The sequence below is a fragment of the Amycolatopsis camponoti genome, from assembly GCF_902497555.1.
Lineage (GTDB): Bacteria > Actinomycetota > Actinomycetes > Mycobacteriales > Pseudonocardiaceae > Amycolatopsis > Amycolatopsis camponoti.
This window is the reverse complement of the sequence record NZ_CABVGP010000002.1, coordinates 27,066-41,227: the sequence shown is the minus strand read 5'-3', so window position 1 is coordinate 41,227 and position 14,162 is coordinate 27,066. Positions and strand designations below refer to the sequence as shown.

The 14,162-nt window shown below is 71.3% G+C and carries 13 protein-coding genes; 5 read left to right on the top strand and 8 right to left on the bottom strand.

Annotated elements, in window-relative coordinates:
• Positions 1-17 precede the first annotated feature (17 nt).
• Positions 18-3,041, bottom strand: coding sequence for a UPF0182 family protein (locus AA23TX_RS20955; RefSeq protein ID WP_277875415.1), 3,024 nt, complete (start codon positions 3,039-3,041; stop codon positions 18-20).
• A 225-nt stretch (positions 3,042-3,266) separates the two neighbouring features.
• On the opposite strand from AA23TX_RS20955, the gene AA23TX_RS20950 reads away from it, so the two are divergent.
• On the top strand, positions 3,267-3,812 hold the full coding sequence (locus AA23TX_RS20950; protein WP_155544581.1) for a PPA1309 family protein: 546 nt from the start codon (positions 3,267-3,269) through the stop codon (positions 3,810-3,812).
• On the opposite strand, the gene AA23TX_RS20945 is transcribed toward AA23TX_RS20950, so the two are convergent.
• Positions 3,809-4,915, bottom strand: coding sequence for a YlbL family protein (locus AA23TX_RS20945; RefSeq protein ID WP_155544580.1), 1,107 nt, complete (start codon positions 4,913-4,915; stop codon positions 3,809-3,811). The two genes, AA23TX_RS20950 and AA23TX_RS20945, sit on opposite strands and share 4 nt — an antisense overlap.
• Positions 4,916-5,006: 91 nt before the next feature.
• Between AA23TX_RS20945 and AA23TX_RS20940 the strand changes: the two genes are divergently transcribed.
• The gene (locus AA23TX_RS20940; protein WP_196425468.1) at positions 5,007-6,389 is read left to right on the top strand and encodes a zinc-dependent metalloprotease; all 1,383 of its coding nucleotides are present in this window, start codon (positions 5,007-5,009) and stop codon (positions 6,387-6,389) included.
• Between the two features lie 278 nt (positions 6,390-6,667).
• Here the strand turns inward: AA23TX_RS20940 and AA23TX_RS20935 are convergent, their stop codons facing one another.
• Positions 6,668-7,177 (bottom strand): M48 metallopeptidase family protein, encoded by a 510-nt coding sequence (locus AA23TX_RS20935; RefSeq protein WP_155544578.1) that lies wholly within the window; start codon positions 7,175-7,177, stop codon positions 6,668-6,670.
• Between the two features lie 230 nt (positions 7,178-7,407).
• On the opposite strand from AA23TX_RS20935, the gene AA23TX_RS20930 reads away from it, so the two are divergent.
• From AA23TX_RS20930 to AA23TX_RS20920, 3 genes are all read left to right on the top strand, one after another.
• Positions 7,408-8,454 (top strand): ThiF family adenylyltransferase, encoded by a 1,047-nt coding sequence (locus AA23TX_RS20930; protein WP_155544577.1) that lies wholly within the window; start codon positions 7,408-7,410, stop codon positions 8,452-8,454.
• Between the two features lie 60 nt (positions 8,455-8,514).
• The gene (locus tag AA23TX_RS20925) at positions 8,515-9,855 is read left to right on the top strand and encodes an ABC1 kinase family protein (protein WP_155544576.1); all 1,341 of its coding nucleotides are present in this window, start codon (positions 8,515-8,517) and stop codon (positions 9,853-9,855) included.
• A gap of 162 nt (positions 9,856-10,017) precedes the next feature.
• A complete protein-coding gene (locus tag AA23TX_RS20920; protein ID WP_155547200.1) occupies positions 10,018-10,902 on the top strand; it encodes a hypothetical protein in 885 nt (294 codons plus the stop codon).
• 165 nt (positions 10,903-11,067) lie between these two features.
• Here AA23TX_RS20920 and AA23TX_RS20915 read toward each other — a convergent pair whose 3' ends face one another.
• The 5 genes from AA23TX_RS20915 to AA23TX_RS20895 form a co-directional block, all read right to left on the bottom strand.
• Positions 11,068-11,253 carry a hypothetical protein gene (locus AA23TX_RS20915; protein WP_155544575.1) on the bottom strand — a complete coding sequence of 62 codons (186 nt, stop codon included), beginning with the start codon at positions 11,251-11,253 and terminating at the stop codon, positions 11,068-11,070.
• Complete coding sequence (locus AA23TX_RS20910) at positions 11,250-12,122, bottom strand: class I SAM-dependent methyltransferase (RefSeq protein WP_196425467.1); 873 nt, start codon at positions 12,120-12,122, stop codon at positions 11,250-11,252. Before AA23TX_RS20910 ends, AA23TX_RS20915 begins: the two co-directional genes overlap by 4 nt.
• A gap of 659 nt (positions 12,123-12,781) precedes the next feature.
• The gene (locus AA23TX_RS20905; RefSeq protein ID WP_155544573.1) at positions 12,782-13,039 is read right to left on the bottom strand and encodes a hypothetical protein; all 258 of its coding nucleotides are present in this window, start codon (positions 13,037-13,039) and stop codon (positions 12,782-12,784) included.
• On the bottom strand, positions 13,036-13,392 hold the full coding sequence (locus tag AA23TX_RS20900; RefSeq protein WP_155544572.1) for a WhiB family transcriptional regulator: 357 nt from the start codon (positions 13,390-13,392) through the stop codon (positions 13,036-13,038). Before AA23TX_RS20900 ends, AA23TX_RS20905 begins: the two co-directional genes overlap by 4 nt.
• Before the next feature lie 151 nt (positions 13,393-13,543).
• The gene (locus AA23TX_RS20895; RefSeq protein WP_155544571.1) at positions 13,544-13,801 is read right to left on the bottom strand and encodes a hypothetical protein; all 258 of its coding nucleotides are present in this window, start codon (positions 13,799-13,801) and stop codon (positions 13,544-13,546) included.
• Positions 13,802-14,162 lie beyond the last annotated feature (361 nt).

Sequence of the window (14,162 nt, the reverse complement as noted above, 5' to 3'; positions counted from 1 at the left end):
CCGTTAGGTAACTGACGTCACCCTCCCGGCTGCGAACTCGGCGGCGGAGTGCTGCTCCCGGGCGCCGCCGTCTTGGCCGCTTCGTACTCCTTCGCCGCGGCGTCCAGAGCCGCCAGGGCCGCGCCCTGGTCCGTGAAGTTGCCCGACTGCTGAGCGGCCCGGAGCTTCGCGAGGGCGGACTGGATGTCCGTCACGGCCTTGTCGAGCGCCGCGTTGCCGCCACCGGAGTTGGGTGGCGTCGTGGTCGGCTGGTTCGGCGTGGTCGTCGGCGGCGTCGTCGTGGGCTGGCCCGCCTGGGGTGGCGTGGTCGTCGCTTCGCCCGTGCCGGCGCCGAAGATCTGGTCGAGGGCTTCCTGCAGCGTCGCGCCGTAGCCGACCTTCGGCCCGTACGAGACGAGCACCCGCGCCAGCTGTGGATAGCTGTTCTGGTTGCGCTGCCGGATGTACACGGGCTCCACGTAGAGGAAGCCCTGTGCGACGGGCAGCGTGATCAGGTTGCCGTAGATCGGGATGACGTTGGGGTTGTTGAAGAGCGTCCGGTCCTGCGCCACCCGTGGATCGCTCTGGAACCGGTTCTGGACCTGGACCGGACCGTCGACCTGCGTGGCTCCGGTGGCCGCGCTGGGCAACTGGAGGACGCGGATCTTCCCGTAGTCGTTCGCGTCCGAGGACACCGACATCCAGGACGCGAGGTACTGCCGCTGCAGACCGGTGAGCGAGCTGGTCAGCTGGAACGTCGGCTTGCTCTGGCCCGGGGTGTCGGCGAGGACGTAGTAGCCGGGCTGGTTGGCCGCGCCGGCCGCCGCCGGGTTGGAGCCGCCTTCGGCCGTCGGGTCCTGCGGGACGCTCCAGAACGCCTGCTGCGAATAGAACTCCTGCGGGTTGCTGACGTGGTAGCGCGACAGCAGCTCACGCTGGATCTTGAAGAGGTCCTCGGGGTAGCGGAAGTGGGACCGCAGGTCCGGGGAGATCTCGGAGCTCGGCTTCACGAGCCCGGGGAAGACCTTCTCCCAGGCGTTGAGGACCGGTTCCTTGTCGTCGATCGAGTACAGGTTCACCGTGCCGTTGAAGGCGTCGACGGTGGCCTTGACCGAGTTGCGGATGTAGTTGATCGAGCTGTTGGCCTGGCGAGCGACGCCGTTGAGCGAGTCGTTGGTGGCCGCGCCGAGCTGGGTCTGCTGCGAGTACGGGAAGTTGTTGATCGTGGTGTAGCCGTCGATGATCCACTGGATCTTGCCGTCGACGACCGCGGGGTACGGGTCGCCGTCGAGGGTCAGCCACGGCGCGACCTTGCTGACGCGCTCACGCGGGTCGCGGTTGTACATGATCTTCGAGTTGTCGCCGATGGCGTCGGAGAACAGGATGTTGCGTTCGCCGTACTCGGCCGCGAAGGCCAGGCGGTTGAACCAGTTGTCGACCGAGACGCCGCCGGTGCCCTTGTAGGTGTAGCGGTCGGTGGCGGTGTCGTACTCGCCGGGCGCGTTGCCGGTGGTGCCGCCGACGATCGCGTAGTCGGAGTCCGCGGCGGACAGCTCCCCGTAGTAGATCCGGGGTTCCTTGACCTCGATGCCGGGCTGTCCAGTGCCGGACGAGCCGGCGCCGGACGGGTTCTGGGTGTCGCTGGTGGTGGCGATCGGGTAGCCGCCGTCGGAGTTGGCGTCCTTGACCGCACGGTCGATCGTGTTGGCGGGCGCGGCGACGAAGCCGTTGCCGTGGGTGTAGACGAGGTGCTTGTTGATCCAGCTGGTCTGGTTGCCGGTCAGGCCCTCGGTCTTGATCTCCTTGGCGGCGACGATGTAGTCCTGCGTGGTGCCGCCGACGGTGTAGCGGTCGATGTCGAGCTTGGCCGGGAAGCCGTAGAAGTTCTCGCGGCCGACGCGCTGGGTGAAGGTGTCGGAGAGGATGTTCGGGTCGAGCAGCCGGATGTTCGACATCGTCCCGGTGTCGGCCTTGAGCTGGTCCGGCGTGGCCGACGAGCTGCCCGTGTAGGGCTGGTACTGGACGTCGGTGAGGCCGAAGGCGCGGCGGGTGGCGTCCATGTTGCGCTGGATGGACGTCGCTTCCTTCTCGTTCGCGTTGGGCTTCACCGAGAACTGGTCGAGGATCGCGGGCCACGCGACGCCGACCAGGATGCTCGACAGGATCAGCAGCACGAGGGCGATCGCCGGCAGCTGCAGGTTGCGCAGGAAGGCACCCGCGAAGAACGCGATCGCGCAGATCACCGAGATGCACAGCAGGATCAGCTTGGCCGGCAGGACCGCGTTCAGGTCGGTGTAGGTGGCGCCGATGAACAGCGGCGCGCCGCGATCGGACAGCAGCAGGTTGTACCGGTCGAAGAAGTACTCGGCCGCCTTCAGCAGCACGAAGAGGCCGACGGTGATCGCGAGCTGCGCGCGGGTCGGGCCGGCGAGCTGGCCGCCCTTGCCGGCCAGCCGGATGCCGCCGAAGACGTAGTGCGAGATGAGCGCGCCGAAGAAGGAGATGACGACGGCGATGAACAGCCAGCCGAGCAGCCAGTTGTAGAACGGCAGGTCGAAGGCGTAGAAGCCGACGTCGTTGCCGAACTCGGGATCGGTCTGGCCGAACGAGGTGCCGTTGAGGAACAGCTGCACGACCTGCCAGTCGCCCTGGGCGGACAACCCGGCGATGAGGCCGGTGAGCACCGGGATCCCGATGCCGAAGAGGCGGATGCGCGCGACGATCGCGGACCGGTAGCGGGCCAGCGGATCGTCGGCGCCGGAGATCGGCACGAACACCGGGCGGGTGCGGTAGGCGATCATCAGGCTGATCGCGAGCGCCCCGCCGACGAGCACCCCGACGGCGAAGAAAAGGATGACGCGGGTGACCACCTGGGTGGTGAACACCGACCGCGCGCCGACCTCTCCGAACCACAGCCAGTCGACGTACGTGTCGAGCAAGCGGGCCCCGAGCAGGAGCACCAGCACGATCACCGCGGCGATGATGAGGAGGATCCGGCTCCGCCGGGACAGCTTCGGCAGGCTCACCGGGGGCCGAGTCGCCACGGTGCACGCTCCTGTCATTCGTCAGCACTTGAACAGGGGCGCTCGCGCCCCCTGATTCCCTAACTCTACGGATGCCGTGGGAAGTTCCCGGGACCCGCCCGAATCGGACTCCCGGCGTGGTCTCGCGGACCGGCTGGAGAGCCTTGTCCAGCCGTCGCCCGCCACATGGCGTCGGCGCGAACCCGCGGCCGGTGTGCGGGGCGTGGCGGGCTGACCAGGACAAGGCTCTGACACCATATGCGCATGGAACCGCAGCAGCAGGCCGGCGTGGCCGCTCTCGCGCGCGAGATCGAAGACTTCATGGCCGCGAACGGCTGGGACCAGCCGCCGCAGCTGTTCGCGCTGGTGCCGACGGCGGCGCTGCTGGACGAGCAGCCGGAGCTGGCCGGGCAGCTCGACCGGGCGAACCCGCTGACGCCGGTGGCGCAGGAAGCGCTGCCCGATGGCGACCTCGCCGACGCGCTGGCCCGGATCGCGTGGCCCGATCTGGTGATCGGGTGCGCGCTCGCCCAGGAGATCATCGTGCTGCCGCCGGGCTCGGAGTCGGAGCTGCCGGACGTCGCGGAGGCCGACGCGGAGAGCCTGCGCCGCGCGGCCGCCGACCACCCGCAGCGGACGGAGGCCCGGCTGGTGGCCGCGGTCCTGCGCGAGGGCAACGGCGCGTGCGTCATGCGGCTGCGCGGCATCGGGACGGCCGAGGGGTCGGACGAGTCGATCGACGAGATCGTCGAGAGTCCCGACCTCGCCCCGAACCTCCTCGAGGCCCTCAAGGCGACGCTCCTCCCCTAGCAGGAGGCCGTCGGGCGGCCCGCCTTCAGGTTGGCCAGCTGCGCGAGCGCGTCGTCCAGTGTGGACACCTTGATGAGGTTGAGGCCGTCGGGCGCGGTGGTCTTGGCCTCGGCGCAGTTGTGCTCGGGCACCAGGAAGTCGGTGGCGCCTGCCTCGCGCGCGCCGACGACCTTGAACGAGATCCCGCCGATCGGGTCGACCTCGCCCGTCTCGGTGATCTCGCCGGTGCCGGCGATGTGCCGCCCCCCGGCGATGTCGTCGCCCTTGACCCGGTCGATGATCGCGAGGGTGAACATCAGCCCGGCCGACGGCCCGCCGACGTCCTGCAGGGAGATGTTGACGTTGAACGGCGCCTCGGCGCGGTCGACCGCGGTGAGGCCGATGAAGCCCTCCTTGCGGTCGGGGCGCGAAGCGAGCGTGAGCGGCACGGTGCGCTCCGGCTGGCCGTCCGACTGGAAGGTGATCTGGACGGTCTGGCCGGGCAGGGTGCCGGCCAGCGCGGCCCGGACGTCCGCGGCTTCGACGATCTTCTTGCCGTTCACCGTGATCAGCTTGTCGCCGGGGGCGAGCACGTGGTCTGCCGGGCTGCCGGAGACGATCTGCTTCGCCAGCACCTTGATCGGGTAGCCGAGCTTGCGCAGGGCGGCGACCTGGGCGTTCGACTGCGAGTCCTGCAGCTGCTGGATGTTCTCCTGCTTGACCTGTTCGTTGGTCTCGCCCGGCTTGAAGTACTCCTCGCGGGGCGCGAGCGCGTAGCGGCCGCTGGCCCAGAAGCCGAGGCCCTGGAAGAGCGTGACGCCGTCGTGCAGCGAGACGGTCGTCATCCGCAGCTCGCCGGTCGTCGGGTGGGTCTCGTGCCCGGTGACCTGGATGACCGGGTTGCCCGCGGCGTCGCGACCCAGCGTGTCGTAGGTCGGGCCCGGGCTGATCGCCACGAACGGCACCGGCACGACCAGGCCGAGGACCACGAAGATCAGGAACAGCGAGCCGCTGACCACGAGCGTCCAGCCGCGGCGGGTCATCCGCCGGGCCTCGCCGCCGGCCTCGGTGCCGGGGTCCGGGCTGCTCTTCGCGGGCGCGGTCTGCTCGGAGGACTTGGTCACGCCCGACAGCGTACGGTGACCGCGTTCGCTTCCCGGTGAAGGCCACGCACATGACGCGCTGGAGCCTTCCCGACCCGCGTACGGTGGACGCATGAGCAAACCCCCGTTCGGCTTCGGACCTTCCGATCCCGACAAACGAGGTGAGAACGACCCCTCGGAAGGCGGACAGCAGTCCGGCGCCGAGGCCTTCAACCAGCTCGGGCAGATGCTGAGCCAGCTGGGCCAGATGCTCAGCCAGGCCGGTACTTCCAGCGGGCCGGTGAACTACGACCTCGCCAAGCAGATCGCCCTCCAGACCCTGGGCAGCGCCGGCAACACCGGCGAAAGCCGCCTCGGCTTCTCCGGCGGAGACGACTCGAACGCCGCCGTCCGCGACGCCGCCCACCTCGCCGAGCTCTGGCTCGACGCGGCGACGCAGTTCCCCGCGGGCGCGACGTCGACGGTCGCCTGGTCGCCGCGCACCTGGGTCGAGAAGACCCTGCCGACGTGGCAGCGGCTGTGCGACCCGGTCGCCCGCCAGGTGTCGGGTGCCTGGATGGAGGCGCTGCCCGCGGAGGCCAAGGAAGCCGCCGGCCCGCTGCTGCAGATGATGGGGCAGATGGGCGGGATGGCCTTCGGGTCCCAGCTCGGCCAGGCGCTGGCCCAGCTGGCGTCGGAGATGCTGACTTCGTCCGAGATCGGGCTGCCCCTGGCCCCGGCCGGGACGTCCGCGCTGCTGCCGGCGAACATCGAGAAGTTCGCCGAGGGCCTCGAGCTGCCGACGAGCGAGATCCTGGTGTTCCTGGCCGCGCGCGAGGCCGCGCACCAGCGGCTGTTCACGCACGTGCCGTGGCTGCGCCAGCGCCTGCTGGCGACGGTCGAGGAGTTCGCGCACGGCATCTCGGTGGACACGTCGGCCCTGGAGTCGCTGGCCGGCCGGATCGACCCGGCCAACCCGGCGAGCATCGAGGAAGCGATGTCGTCCGGCCTGCTGGAGCCCCAGACAACGGAGGAGCAGAAGGGCGCGCTGCGGCGCCTCGAGACGCTGCTGGCCCTGGTCGAGGGCTGGGTCGACGTAGTGGTGGCGGAAGCGGTCGGCGACCGCCTCCCGGGAGCGGACGCACTGCGCGAGACGCTGCGCCGCCGCCGCGCGACGGGCGGCCCGGCGGAGCAGACGTTCGCCACGCTGGTCGGCCTGGAGCTGCGCCCCCGCCGCATGAGGGACGCATCGAACCTGTGGAAGCTGGTGGGCGACCGCCACGGCCTGGAGAAGCGCGACGGCCTGTGGTCCCACCCGGACCTGATGCCGACGGCGGAGGACCTGGACGAGCCGATCGACTTCGCGGACCACGTCGGTTCGGCGGGTTCGATCGACGACCTCGACCCGATCGCGGAGCTGGAGCGCACGGAGCAGTCCGAGCGTTCGAAGCGCGACGAGAAGGCCAAGGAGACCCCTCCGGCCTCGGAGGAAAGCGACGGCGAAGGCCACAGCTGAACCCAGTTCGGCGGAACGGGCGCCCCGCTCGGCGAGGCGCCCGTTCCCGTCCCCGCCGACTGTGTCGTCCGCCCAGGCACGCGTGTCGTCCGCCCAGGCACGCGTGATGCCCCTCCAGACACGCGTGATGCCCCTCTGATCACGCGTGATGCCCCTCCACGCACGCAAGCCGGCCGTCCCGGTACGCCGACCCACCAGGCGTGCAGCCTCTCGGACCGCGCCCGTCCACGCAGCCGGGGCGGCCCGCCGCAGCGGACCGCCCCGGTCACGTCACCCGCTCAGCACTCGGTGTCGATCCCCCACCCGGCGGCGGCCGCCAACCCCTCGAGATATCCCATCGCCCGATCGGTCTTCGGATACTTCCGCACCAGGGCCCAGAACGCCGCGTCGTGCCCGGGCTCGCGCAGGTGCGCCAGCTCGTGCACCAGCACGTAGTCCAGCACCCACGGCGGGACCTTCCGCAGCCGGTCGCTGACCCGGATGGTCGCGTCGACCGGCGTGCAGGACGCCCACCGCGTGCGCATCGGCGGCACCCAGCGGACGCTCGCCGGCACCGCGTTGCCATCCAGATACTTGCCCGACAGCAGCGCGCAGCGCGCCAGCAGGGCGTCGTCCGACGTCTTCGGGGGTGCCGGCCGGCGTGGTTCCGAGCGCTGCAGCTTGCGCTCCATCTCGGCGACCCAGTGTTTCTCCTCCGCCCTGGTCATCCGCGCGGGGATGAGCACGATGAGCGTGTCATCCTTCCAATACGCGGTGACCGTCCGGTGCCGGCGCTGGCTGCGCCGCACTTCGACCTTGTGTTCCGGTGTGTCCGACGAGGGGTTCGTTTCCCCCCTGCCTCTCAGCGAGGGCGTCTGTGCTTCGACCACCCGACAACGGTAAGGCCCGGCACCGACAACTCCGAGCGCATTGAGGTCACAGAGCCGAGTTGTCCACAGCCCACTTCACTTGTGGACAACTCGGCCGATCCGGCGCCTTCCCGGGCTCGGCCGCCGCCTCCGGATGCCATTCTTCGGACATGATCTTCTCCACCGCGGACATGCCTCCGGTGCTCCTGCCGGCCCATCCCGCCCTGCTCCCGGGCATCACGGTGCTCGAACGCGGCCCGCGCGAGATCCAGCTCGGGCTCGACCCGCGTCACGGCGTGATCGTCGAAGGCCTGCCGCCCCGCCTCGTCGCGCGGCTGCGAAAACTCGACGGCAGCAAGCCCGTCGAGCGGCTCTTGCTCGCCGAGAGCGAACACCGCGACCAGCTGCGCACCCTGCTGCGGCAATTGGCCGCGCTCGGCCTGGTCACCGACGCCGGACGCCCGGACGGCCCGGGTCTCCGCGGCGAAACCGGCTTCTGGTCGCTGCGGGCGCGCCACCACCAGAGCGCCCTCATGGAGCGGCGGCGCGCCAGCGCGGTCACCGTGCACGGCGACGGCCGGGTGGCGGTCGCCGTCGCCGTGCTGCTGGCCAACGCCGGGATCGGGCACGTCGAGCTGGAGCTGCCCGGCACGGTGACCGAGCACGACCTGGGCACCGGGTTCACCGAAGCCGACCTGGGCCGATCCCGGCGCCATGCCCTCGGCGACCTGCTCCGCCGCGTCGACCCCGAAGTCCGCGTCACCCGCCTGCACGACCGGTACCCGGAGCTGGCGCTGCTCACCGACGCCGTCGTCCCCGCGCCGGAGGTCGTCGCCGAGCTGATGGAGGAAGGCGTCCCGCACATGGCCGCCCGAATCCGCGACGGAACGGGCATCGTCGGGCCGCTGGTCGTCCCGGGCCGCAGTTCGTGCCTGCGCTGCGCCGACCTGCACCGGACCGACCTCGACCCGTGCTGGCCCCGCGTCGCCGGACAGCTGACCGGCCGGCACCAGCGGCCCGATCTCGGCGCGGTCCACGCCTGCGCCTCGCTGGCCGTCGCGCAGGCCATGCGCCTGCTCTCCCCCGCCGAGCCGGCGCCGCCCGCGTGGAACGCGACCCTGGAGATCGACGCCTTCGACGGCCGCATCCGCCACCGCGGCTGGCCCCCGCACCCGCGGTGTGGTTGCGGCGCCTTGGTGCTGCGACAGGAGACGTAGGCCACTAAGACGTTGCGAGCGGGCTGCGCGCCGCCGAGGTCGCAAGGCAGAATCGCGGGGGTGACCGACTTCCGCGACCCAGGCGATCGTGATCCCGCGATGCCGCGCAAGGGTGCCGCCCGTACTGCCAAGCTCGCCAGTCTGCCGCTCGGGATCGCCGGACGGGCGGTCGGCGGGTGGGGCAAGCGGCTGGCCGGTCAGAGCGCAGAGCAGGTCAACGCGACGCTCTCGGCGAAGGCCGCTGAGCAGCTGTTCGAGGTGCTCGGCACGCTCAAGGGCGGGGCGATGAAGTTCGGCCAGGCGCTGAGCGTGTTCGAGGCGGCGGTGCCGGACGACATGGCGAAGCCGTACCGCGAGGCGCTGACGAAGCTGCAGGCCGCGGCGCCGCCGATGGCCGCCCGGCAGACCCACCGAGTGCTCGCCGAGCAGCTGGGCCGCACCTGGAGCAGCCGGTTCGCCTCGTTCGACGACGTGCCGGCGGCGGCCGCGAGCATCGGCCAAGTGCACCGCGCGGTCTGGCACGACGGCCGCGAGGTGGCAGTCAAGGTGCAGTACCCGGGCGCCGACGAGGCGTTGCGCAGCGACCTGCGGCAGCTGCAGCGGTTCAGCAGGCTGTTCCAGGCGTTCGTGCCCGGCACGGAGGTCAAGCCGCTGCTGGCCGAGCTCGCCGAGCGCATGAACGAGGAGCTCGACTACCAGGCCGAGGCCCAGCACCAGCGCGCCTTCGCGAAGGCGTTCGAAGGCGACCCCGGCATCCTGGTGCCGCGCGTGGTGGCCAGCGCACCCAAGGTCGTCGTGACGGAGTGGGTGACCGGCACACCGTTGTCGAAGGTCATCGCGGACGGCGACCGCGAGACCCGCAACCTGGCGGGCCGGCTGCTGGCGGAGTTCCACTACTCGTCCCCCGAGCGCGTCCACCTGCTGCACTCGGATCCGCACCCGGGCAACTTCATGATCACCGGCGACGACCGGCTGTGCGTCATCGACTTCGGCGGCGTGGCCCGGCTGCCCGACGGCATCCCCCGCCACTTGGGCGAGATGACGCGGCTGGCCCTCGACGGCGAGTCGGCCGGGCTGATGCGGCTGCTGCGCGGGAACCGGTTCATCCGGCCAGACAGCGACCTGACCGCGGACGAGGTGCTCGCGTATCTGGCGCCGTTCACCGAGCCGCTGGCGGAGCCGACGTTCCACTTCACCCGCAAGTGGATGCAGAAGCAGGCGGGGCGGGTCGGCGACAGCCGCGGCAACGACTTCCGGGTCGGGCGGTCGCTCAACCTGCCGCCCGAGTACCTGATGATCCACCGGGTGACGGCCGGGTCCACGGGCATCCTCTGCCAGCTGGACGCGGAGATCCCGGCGCGCGGCATCGTGGAGCGCTGGCAGCCCGGTTTCGCCGGCTGAGTTGTCCACAGGCCGGGCCGCTAACGGGCGGATTCCGGCGAGTTGTCCACAGCTGCGGGGAATGGGGTTCCACCCGGTTGGCCGAGCCGTCATTCTCGATACATGACCGCTACTCAATGCACCGACCCGCTGGCCCTCAGTAACCCCGGCTCATGCGAGGTGATGAACCTCGAACAGTTACGCAGGGCCGGAGTGTCCGATCGAAGAACCCGGCGGCTCTGCGGCCCCGGTGGGCCGTGGCGCCGCCTGCACCCCGGTGTCGTCCTGCTGCGCAACGACTCACCCACGCGGCAGCAGCTGCTGCACGCCGCGCTGGCGCGCTACGGACCGCGGACGGTGGTCACGGGCGCCGACGCGCTGCGGGCCCACGGCGTGAAATGCCCGGCGGACGACGAGATCCGGTTGCTGGTGCCGGACCACTGCCGGGTGGCGGCGTGCGACGGGGTCAGTGCGGCGCGCACGGCCCGGATGCCGGCGCCGGTGGTGGTCGACGGGCTGCCGTTCGCGCCGCCGTCCCGGGCCGCGCTCGACCTGGCGAGGTCGGAGCCCGACCCGGCGCGGATCCGCCACCTGCTGACGCTCCCGCTCTACTGGGGCATGTGCGATCGGCAGGAGCTGCTGACGGAGCTGGCCGAAGGACCCCAGCGCGGCACGGCGGCGGTCCGGAAGGTGCTCCGCGAGCTGGACGAGGGCCCGATCCAGGCCCACGGCCTGGCGGTGCAGGCGCTGGAGACGGCGCGTCTACCGCCGCCGATCTGGGACGTGACGATCTGCGACCGCCGTGGCCGCCGCATCGGCGAGGCGGACGCGTGGTGGGACGAGATCGGCCTGGCCTGGCAGTACCGCTGCGGCCCCAGCACCGGCGGCTTCTCACACCTGGCGCTGGCGGCGACGGGGATCGTCCTGGTCCGCTGCACGGTCCGCCAGCTGCGCCAGGTCTCGCGAGAGGTGGCGCGAGAGCTGGCCTTGGCCTTCGGCGAGGCGTCCCGCACGCCGCGTCCGAAGGTCCGCGCGGTCCCGATGACCCCGATCGGCGACGCGGCATGACCACCATCGGCGGCCGCGCCGTGCCGCGCACTCCGTCCGGGCACGCGCGCATCGCTCGACCGACGGCCCGCACGCATCGTCTGTGTCCCACCGAGCCAGGCGCTTCTCCGCGCGGCGACGCACACCGTCCGGAGCTGCCGCACACTCGTCGGGAGCGCGGGTCCGTCACCAGTACTCGTCGGGCAGCTTGCCCTCGATGTCGCGCACGTGCCGGCGCGCGCAGTCCGGGCACAGCCACCGCAGTCCGCCCCGCTCGCGGGTGGACACCCAGGCGAGCGCCGTAGCCGGGTCCTCGTCGGCGCCGCGGGTTCGCCCGCACCGCACGCATGCGGCCTCCTCCGGCGCGCTCACGGCAACCGTCCACAGTGGATCGCTTTGGCGCCCAACAGGAACAGGTCGTCCCGGCGGGCGAGGAAGTCCGGGCCGTCCGGATCGGTCAGCGCGGCGACAGTGGCGCGATCATCGACGTCGAGCAAGTCCCCGGCGGACTCGGCAAGCCATCCGACGCGCTGCACGACGTACTCGCGCAACAGCTCCGAACCCGGCATGGGGTGATCGATGAGCGCACCGAACGACTCGACATCCTCGAGCCCGGCCTCGCGAAGGGCGCGCGGCCAGCCGTAGGGCATGGCGACGCTGCCCGGAAGCCCGGCCCGCATTCCGGCGAACCACTCGCCCCGCGCGGCGAGCAGCCGCTGCTCCAGCCCGGGCCGGCCCACCCCGACATCCCAAGGGAGGCACCGCATCTCGAGCCCGCCTTCGCTGATGGCGAGCACCCCGCCGGGCCGCACCAGCCGGGCAAGGGAGCGCAAAGCGGCCTGCTGGTCGCCGACGTGGTGCACGACGCCCGAAGCCCACACGAGATCGGCAGCGGGCACCCGCTCGCCCAACCGCGGATCGGCGAGGTCCCCGTGCACACCGACAACCTCGACATCCCCACCGGCGGCCTCGGTGACGGCCCGCCGCGCCTCGGCCAGCAGTGCGGGCGTGGCATCAAGGAGCACGACGGTGCCCCCACCCCCACGGGCGAGCTCCCGCGCGAAGAGCACGCTCATCCCACCGGCCCCACACCCGACGTCGAGCAGGGTGGGCCGCCCGGGCAGCCGGCCAAGCAACCGCCGCGCGACGGGCGCGAGCGCCCCGGCATCGAGCGAGTCGGCCATGCGCAGCTGAGCGAGCCGATCCGCCCAGTCGATGTCGTCGTGGCTGTGTCCGGCCATCACCCCATTCAACACCAGCGCAACCGCCCGAACACCACCCGAAGGAGGCCCCGACCCGCAAGTCCACCCCCGCCGCGCCAACGCGCAGACGCGACGCCGATCAGCCCCACCCGTAGGCAGTCCCCGGCGAGGCGCAATTCCGGCGAGCCCCTCCGAACCCAGCCTCGGCAAGCTTCCCGTCGGGCAACCTCGCCGGGGACTGCCACGGGCGAGCAATCCCGACGAACAGCCTCAGCGATCGCATCACCGACCGGCTAACCGGCGAGCAACCTCGCCAGCCGTCCTACCGGTCAGCAACTTCGCCAGCCCACCCACCGGTCAGCCAACCGGCAAGCAACCTCGCCAGCCCACCCACCGGCCAGCAACCTCGCCAGCCCACCCACCGGCCAGCCAACCGGCAAGCAACCTCGCCAGCCCACCCACCCGGGAGCAAACCCGCCGCACACCACCCGAAGGAGGCCCCGACCCCACCCGCAGGACTTACCCCGCCGCGCCAACACTTGGGCGCCGCAGCATCCAGCACCGCCCAAGCCGCAGCCGCGGCGGTAGCGACATCCGACCGGCCTCGCCACCGAGCGAACTCGCCCGGCACCCCCGCAGGCCGCGACCTTTCGGGCAGCACGCAGGCCCCTGCCGCCCGGGGCGGCAGGGGCCTGCGCTCAGTTCTGGTCCAGCTCGTACCGCTCCGCGCGGCGAGACGCCCATCGGGCTACTCGCGTCCAGCGGCGTACGGCACGCGCGCTACCTCGGGCCCGCTGGGCGCGGACCCCCTCTTCCAGATCCCGTATTCGGGCCCTGGACAGTTCTTCGTAAAGCAACATCTCGCTGATCTCCTCGATCTCGGTCTTCGTCAACTGCAGTTGCGGACGGCACATCCGCGCTTCGTGGTCTTTCGTGGTGACCGGTTCGACGCTCATGCGGCGGCGCTCCGGTGAGCGCCGACGGCCTTGGCCGCGGCGGGCTCGACGGCAGCGTTCTTGCGCGGACGGCCACGGGGCCGCTTGCGCGCGATCACGACGCCGCGCTCGAAGATCTCGCCGCCCCAGACGCCCCACGGCTCGCGGCGAGCCAGTGCGCCCGCCAGGCAGGCCTCGCGCACCGGGCAGTCGGCGCACTGCGCCTTCGCGCGCTCGAGCTCGGCCGGGGACTCGGCGAACCAGAGGTCCGCGTCGCCCGAACGGCAGGGCAGAGCCGCGTCCGGTACCGCGATGGGGTCGAGCAGGTCGGCGAATATTGCCTCACCCGAGGTGTAGGCGATGGCCGAAGACATGGCAGTTCCTCCTTGTGTCGTACGGGTTTTCGGTTGGGAGATGGAGCTGGGCAATGCTGGTCCTCTTGGGGTTGTGCAGCCAAAAACACGAAGGCCGCGGATCCGGGTTTTCCGGTTCCGCGGCCTTCGTGAGCCTCTAGTCCTGACTAGGTCAGGAACTTCGCTCCCGTAACGACAACGGAACACGGAACTGCTTGATGGTCGACAGATCAGCCTGCGGGTACGCGGCGAGAACGCCCTGCGTCCCGAACACGACATCACCGGTGGCCCAGCGCCGCTCGACGCGACGCATGACCTGAATCTCGTGCGCGCTCACGGACACACCGGTGCCCGGGCGCTGAGCAGCCGCAACTTCCGCGGCGCAGGACAGACGGGTGCCCGGATTCGTGAGCGTCATGGTGTTGATCATTTCACCGGCACCTCCTTCTGTACTCTGCACACACGGCCGCCGAGCGGCGCTGTCACGTGGATCCCCAGCCGAGCCCTTCGGGCTCGGTACTGGCAGGTTATTGTGCCCCACCACACCGAGGCAACTCAATTAACGGGAAAATCCTCGAAGTTACGAAGATCGCCCCTGAGCAGCGGGTTCGCCGCGTCGATCATGGCCCGGACGCGGTCAACACCCCATCGCCGCGATACCGCCGCCCGAGTGAACCGGGCGCGACCACACCGGTCCGGCCCCCGGTCGGGACGGCCTCGACGGCCGGCCCGCACGAGCCGCGCCCCCCGGCCGCGGGCCGAAGCCGACCGGACCAACACCGCCTCGAACG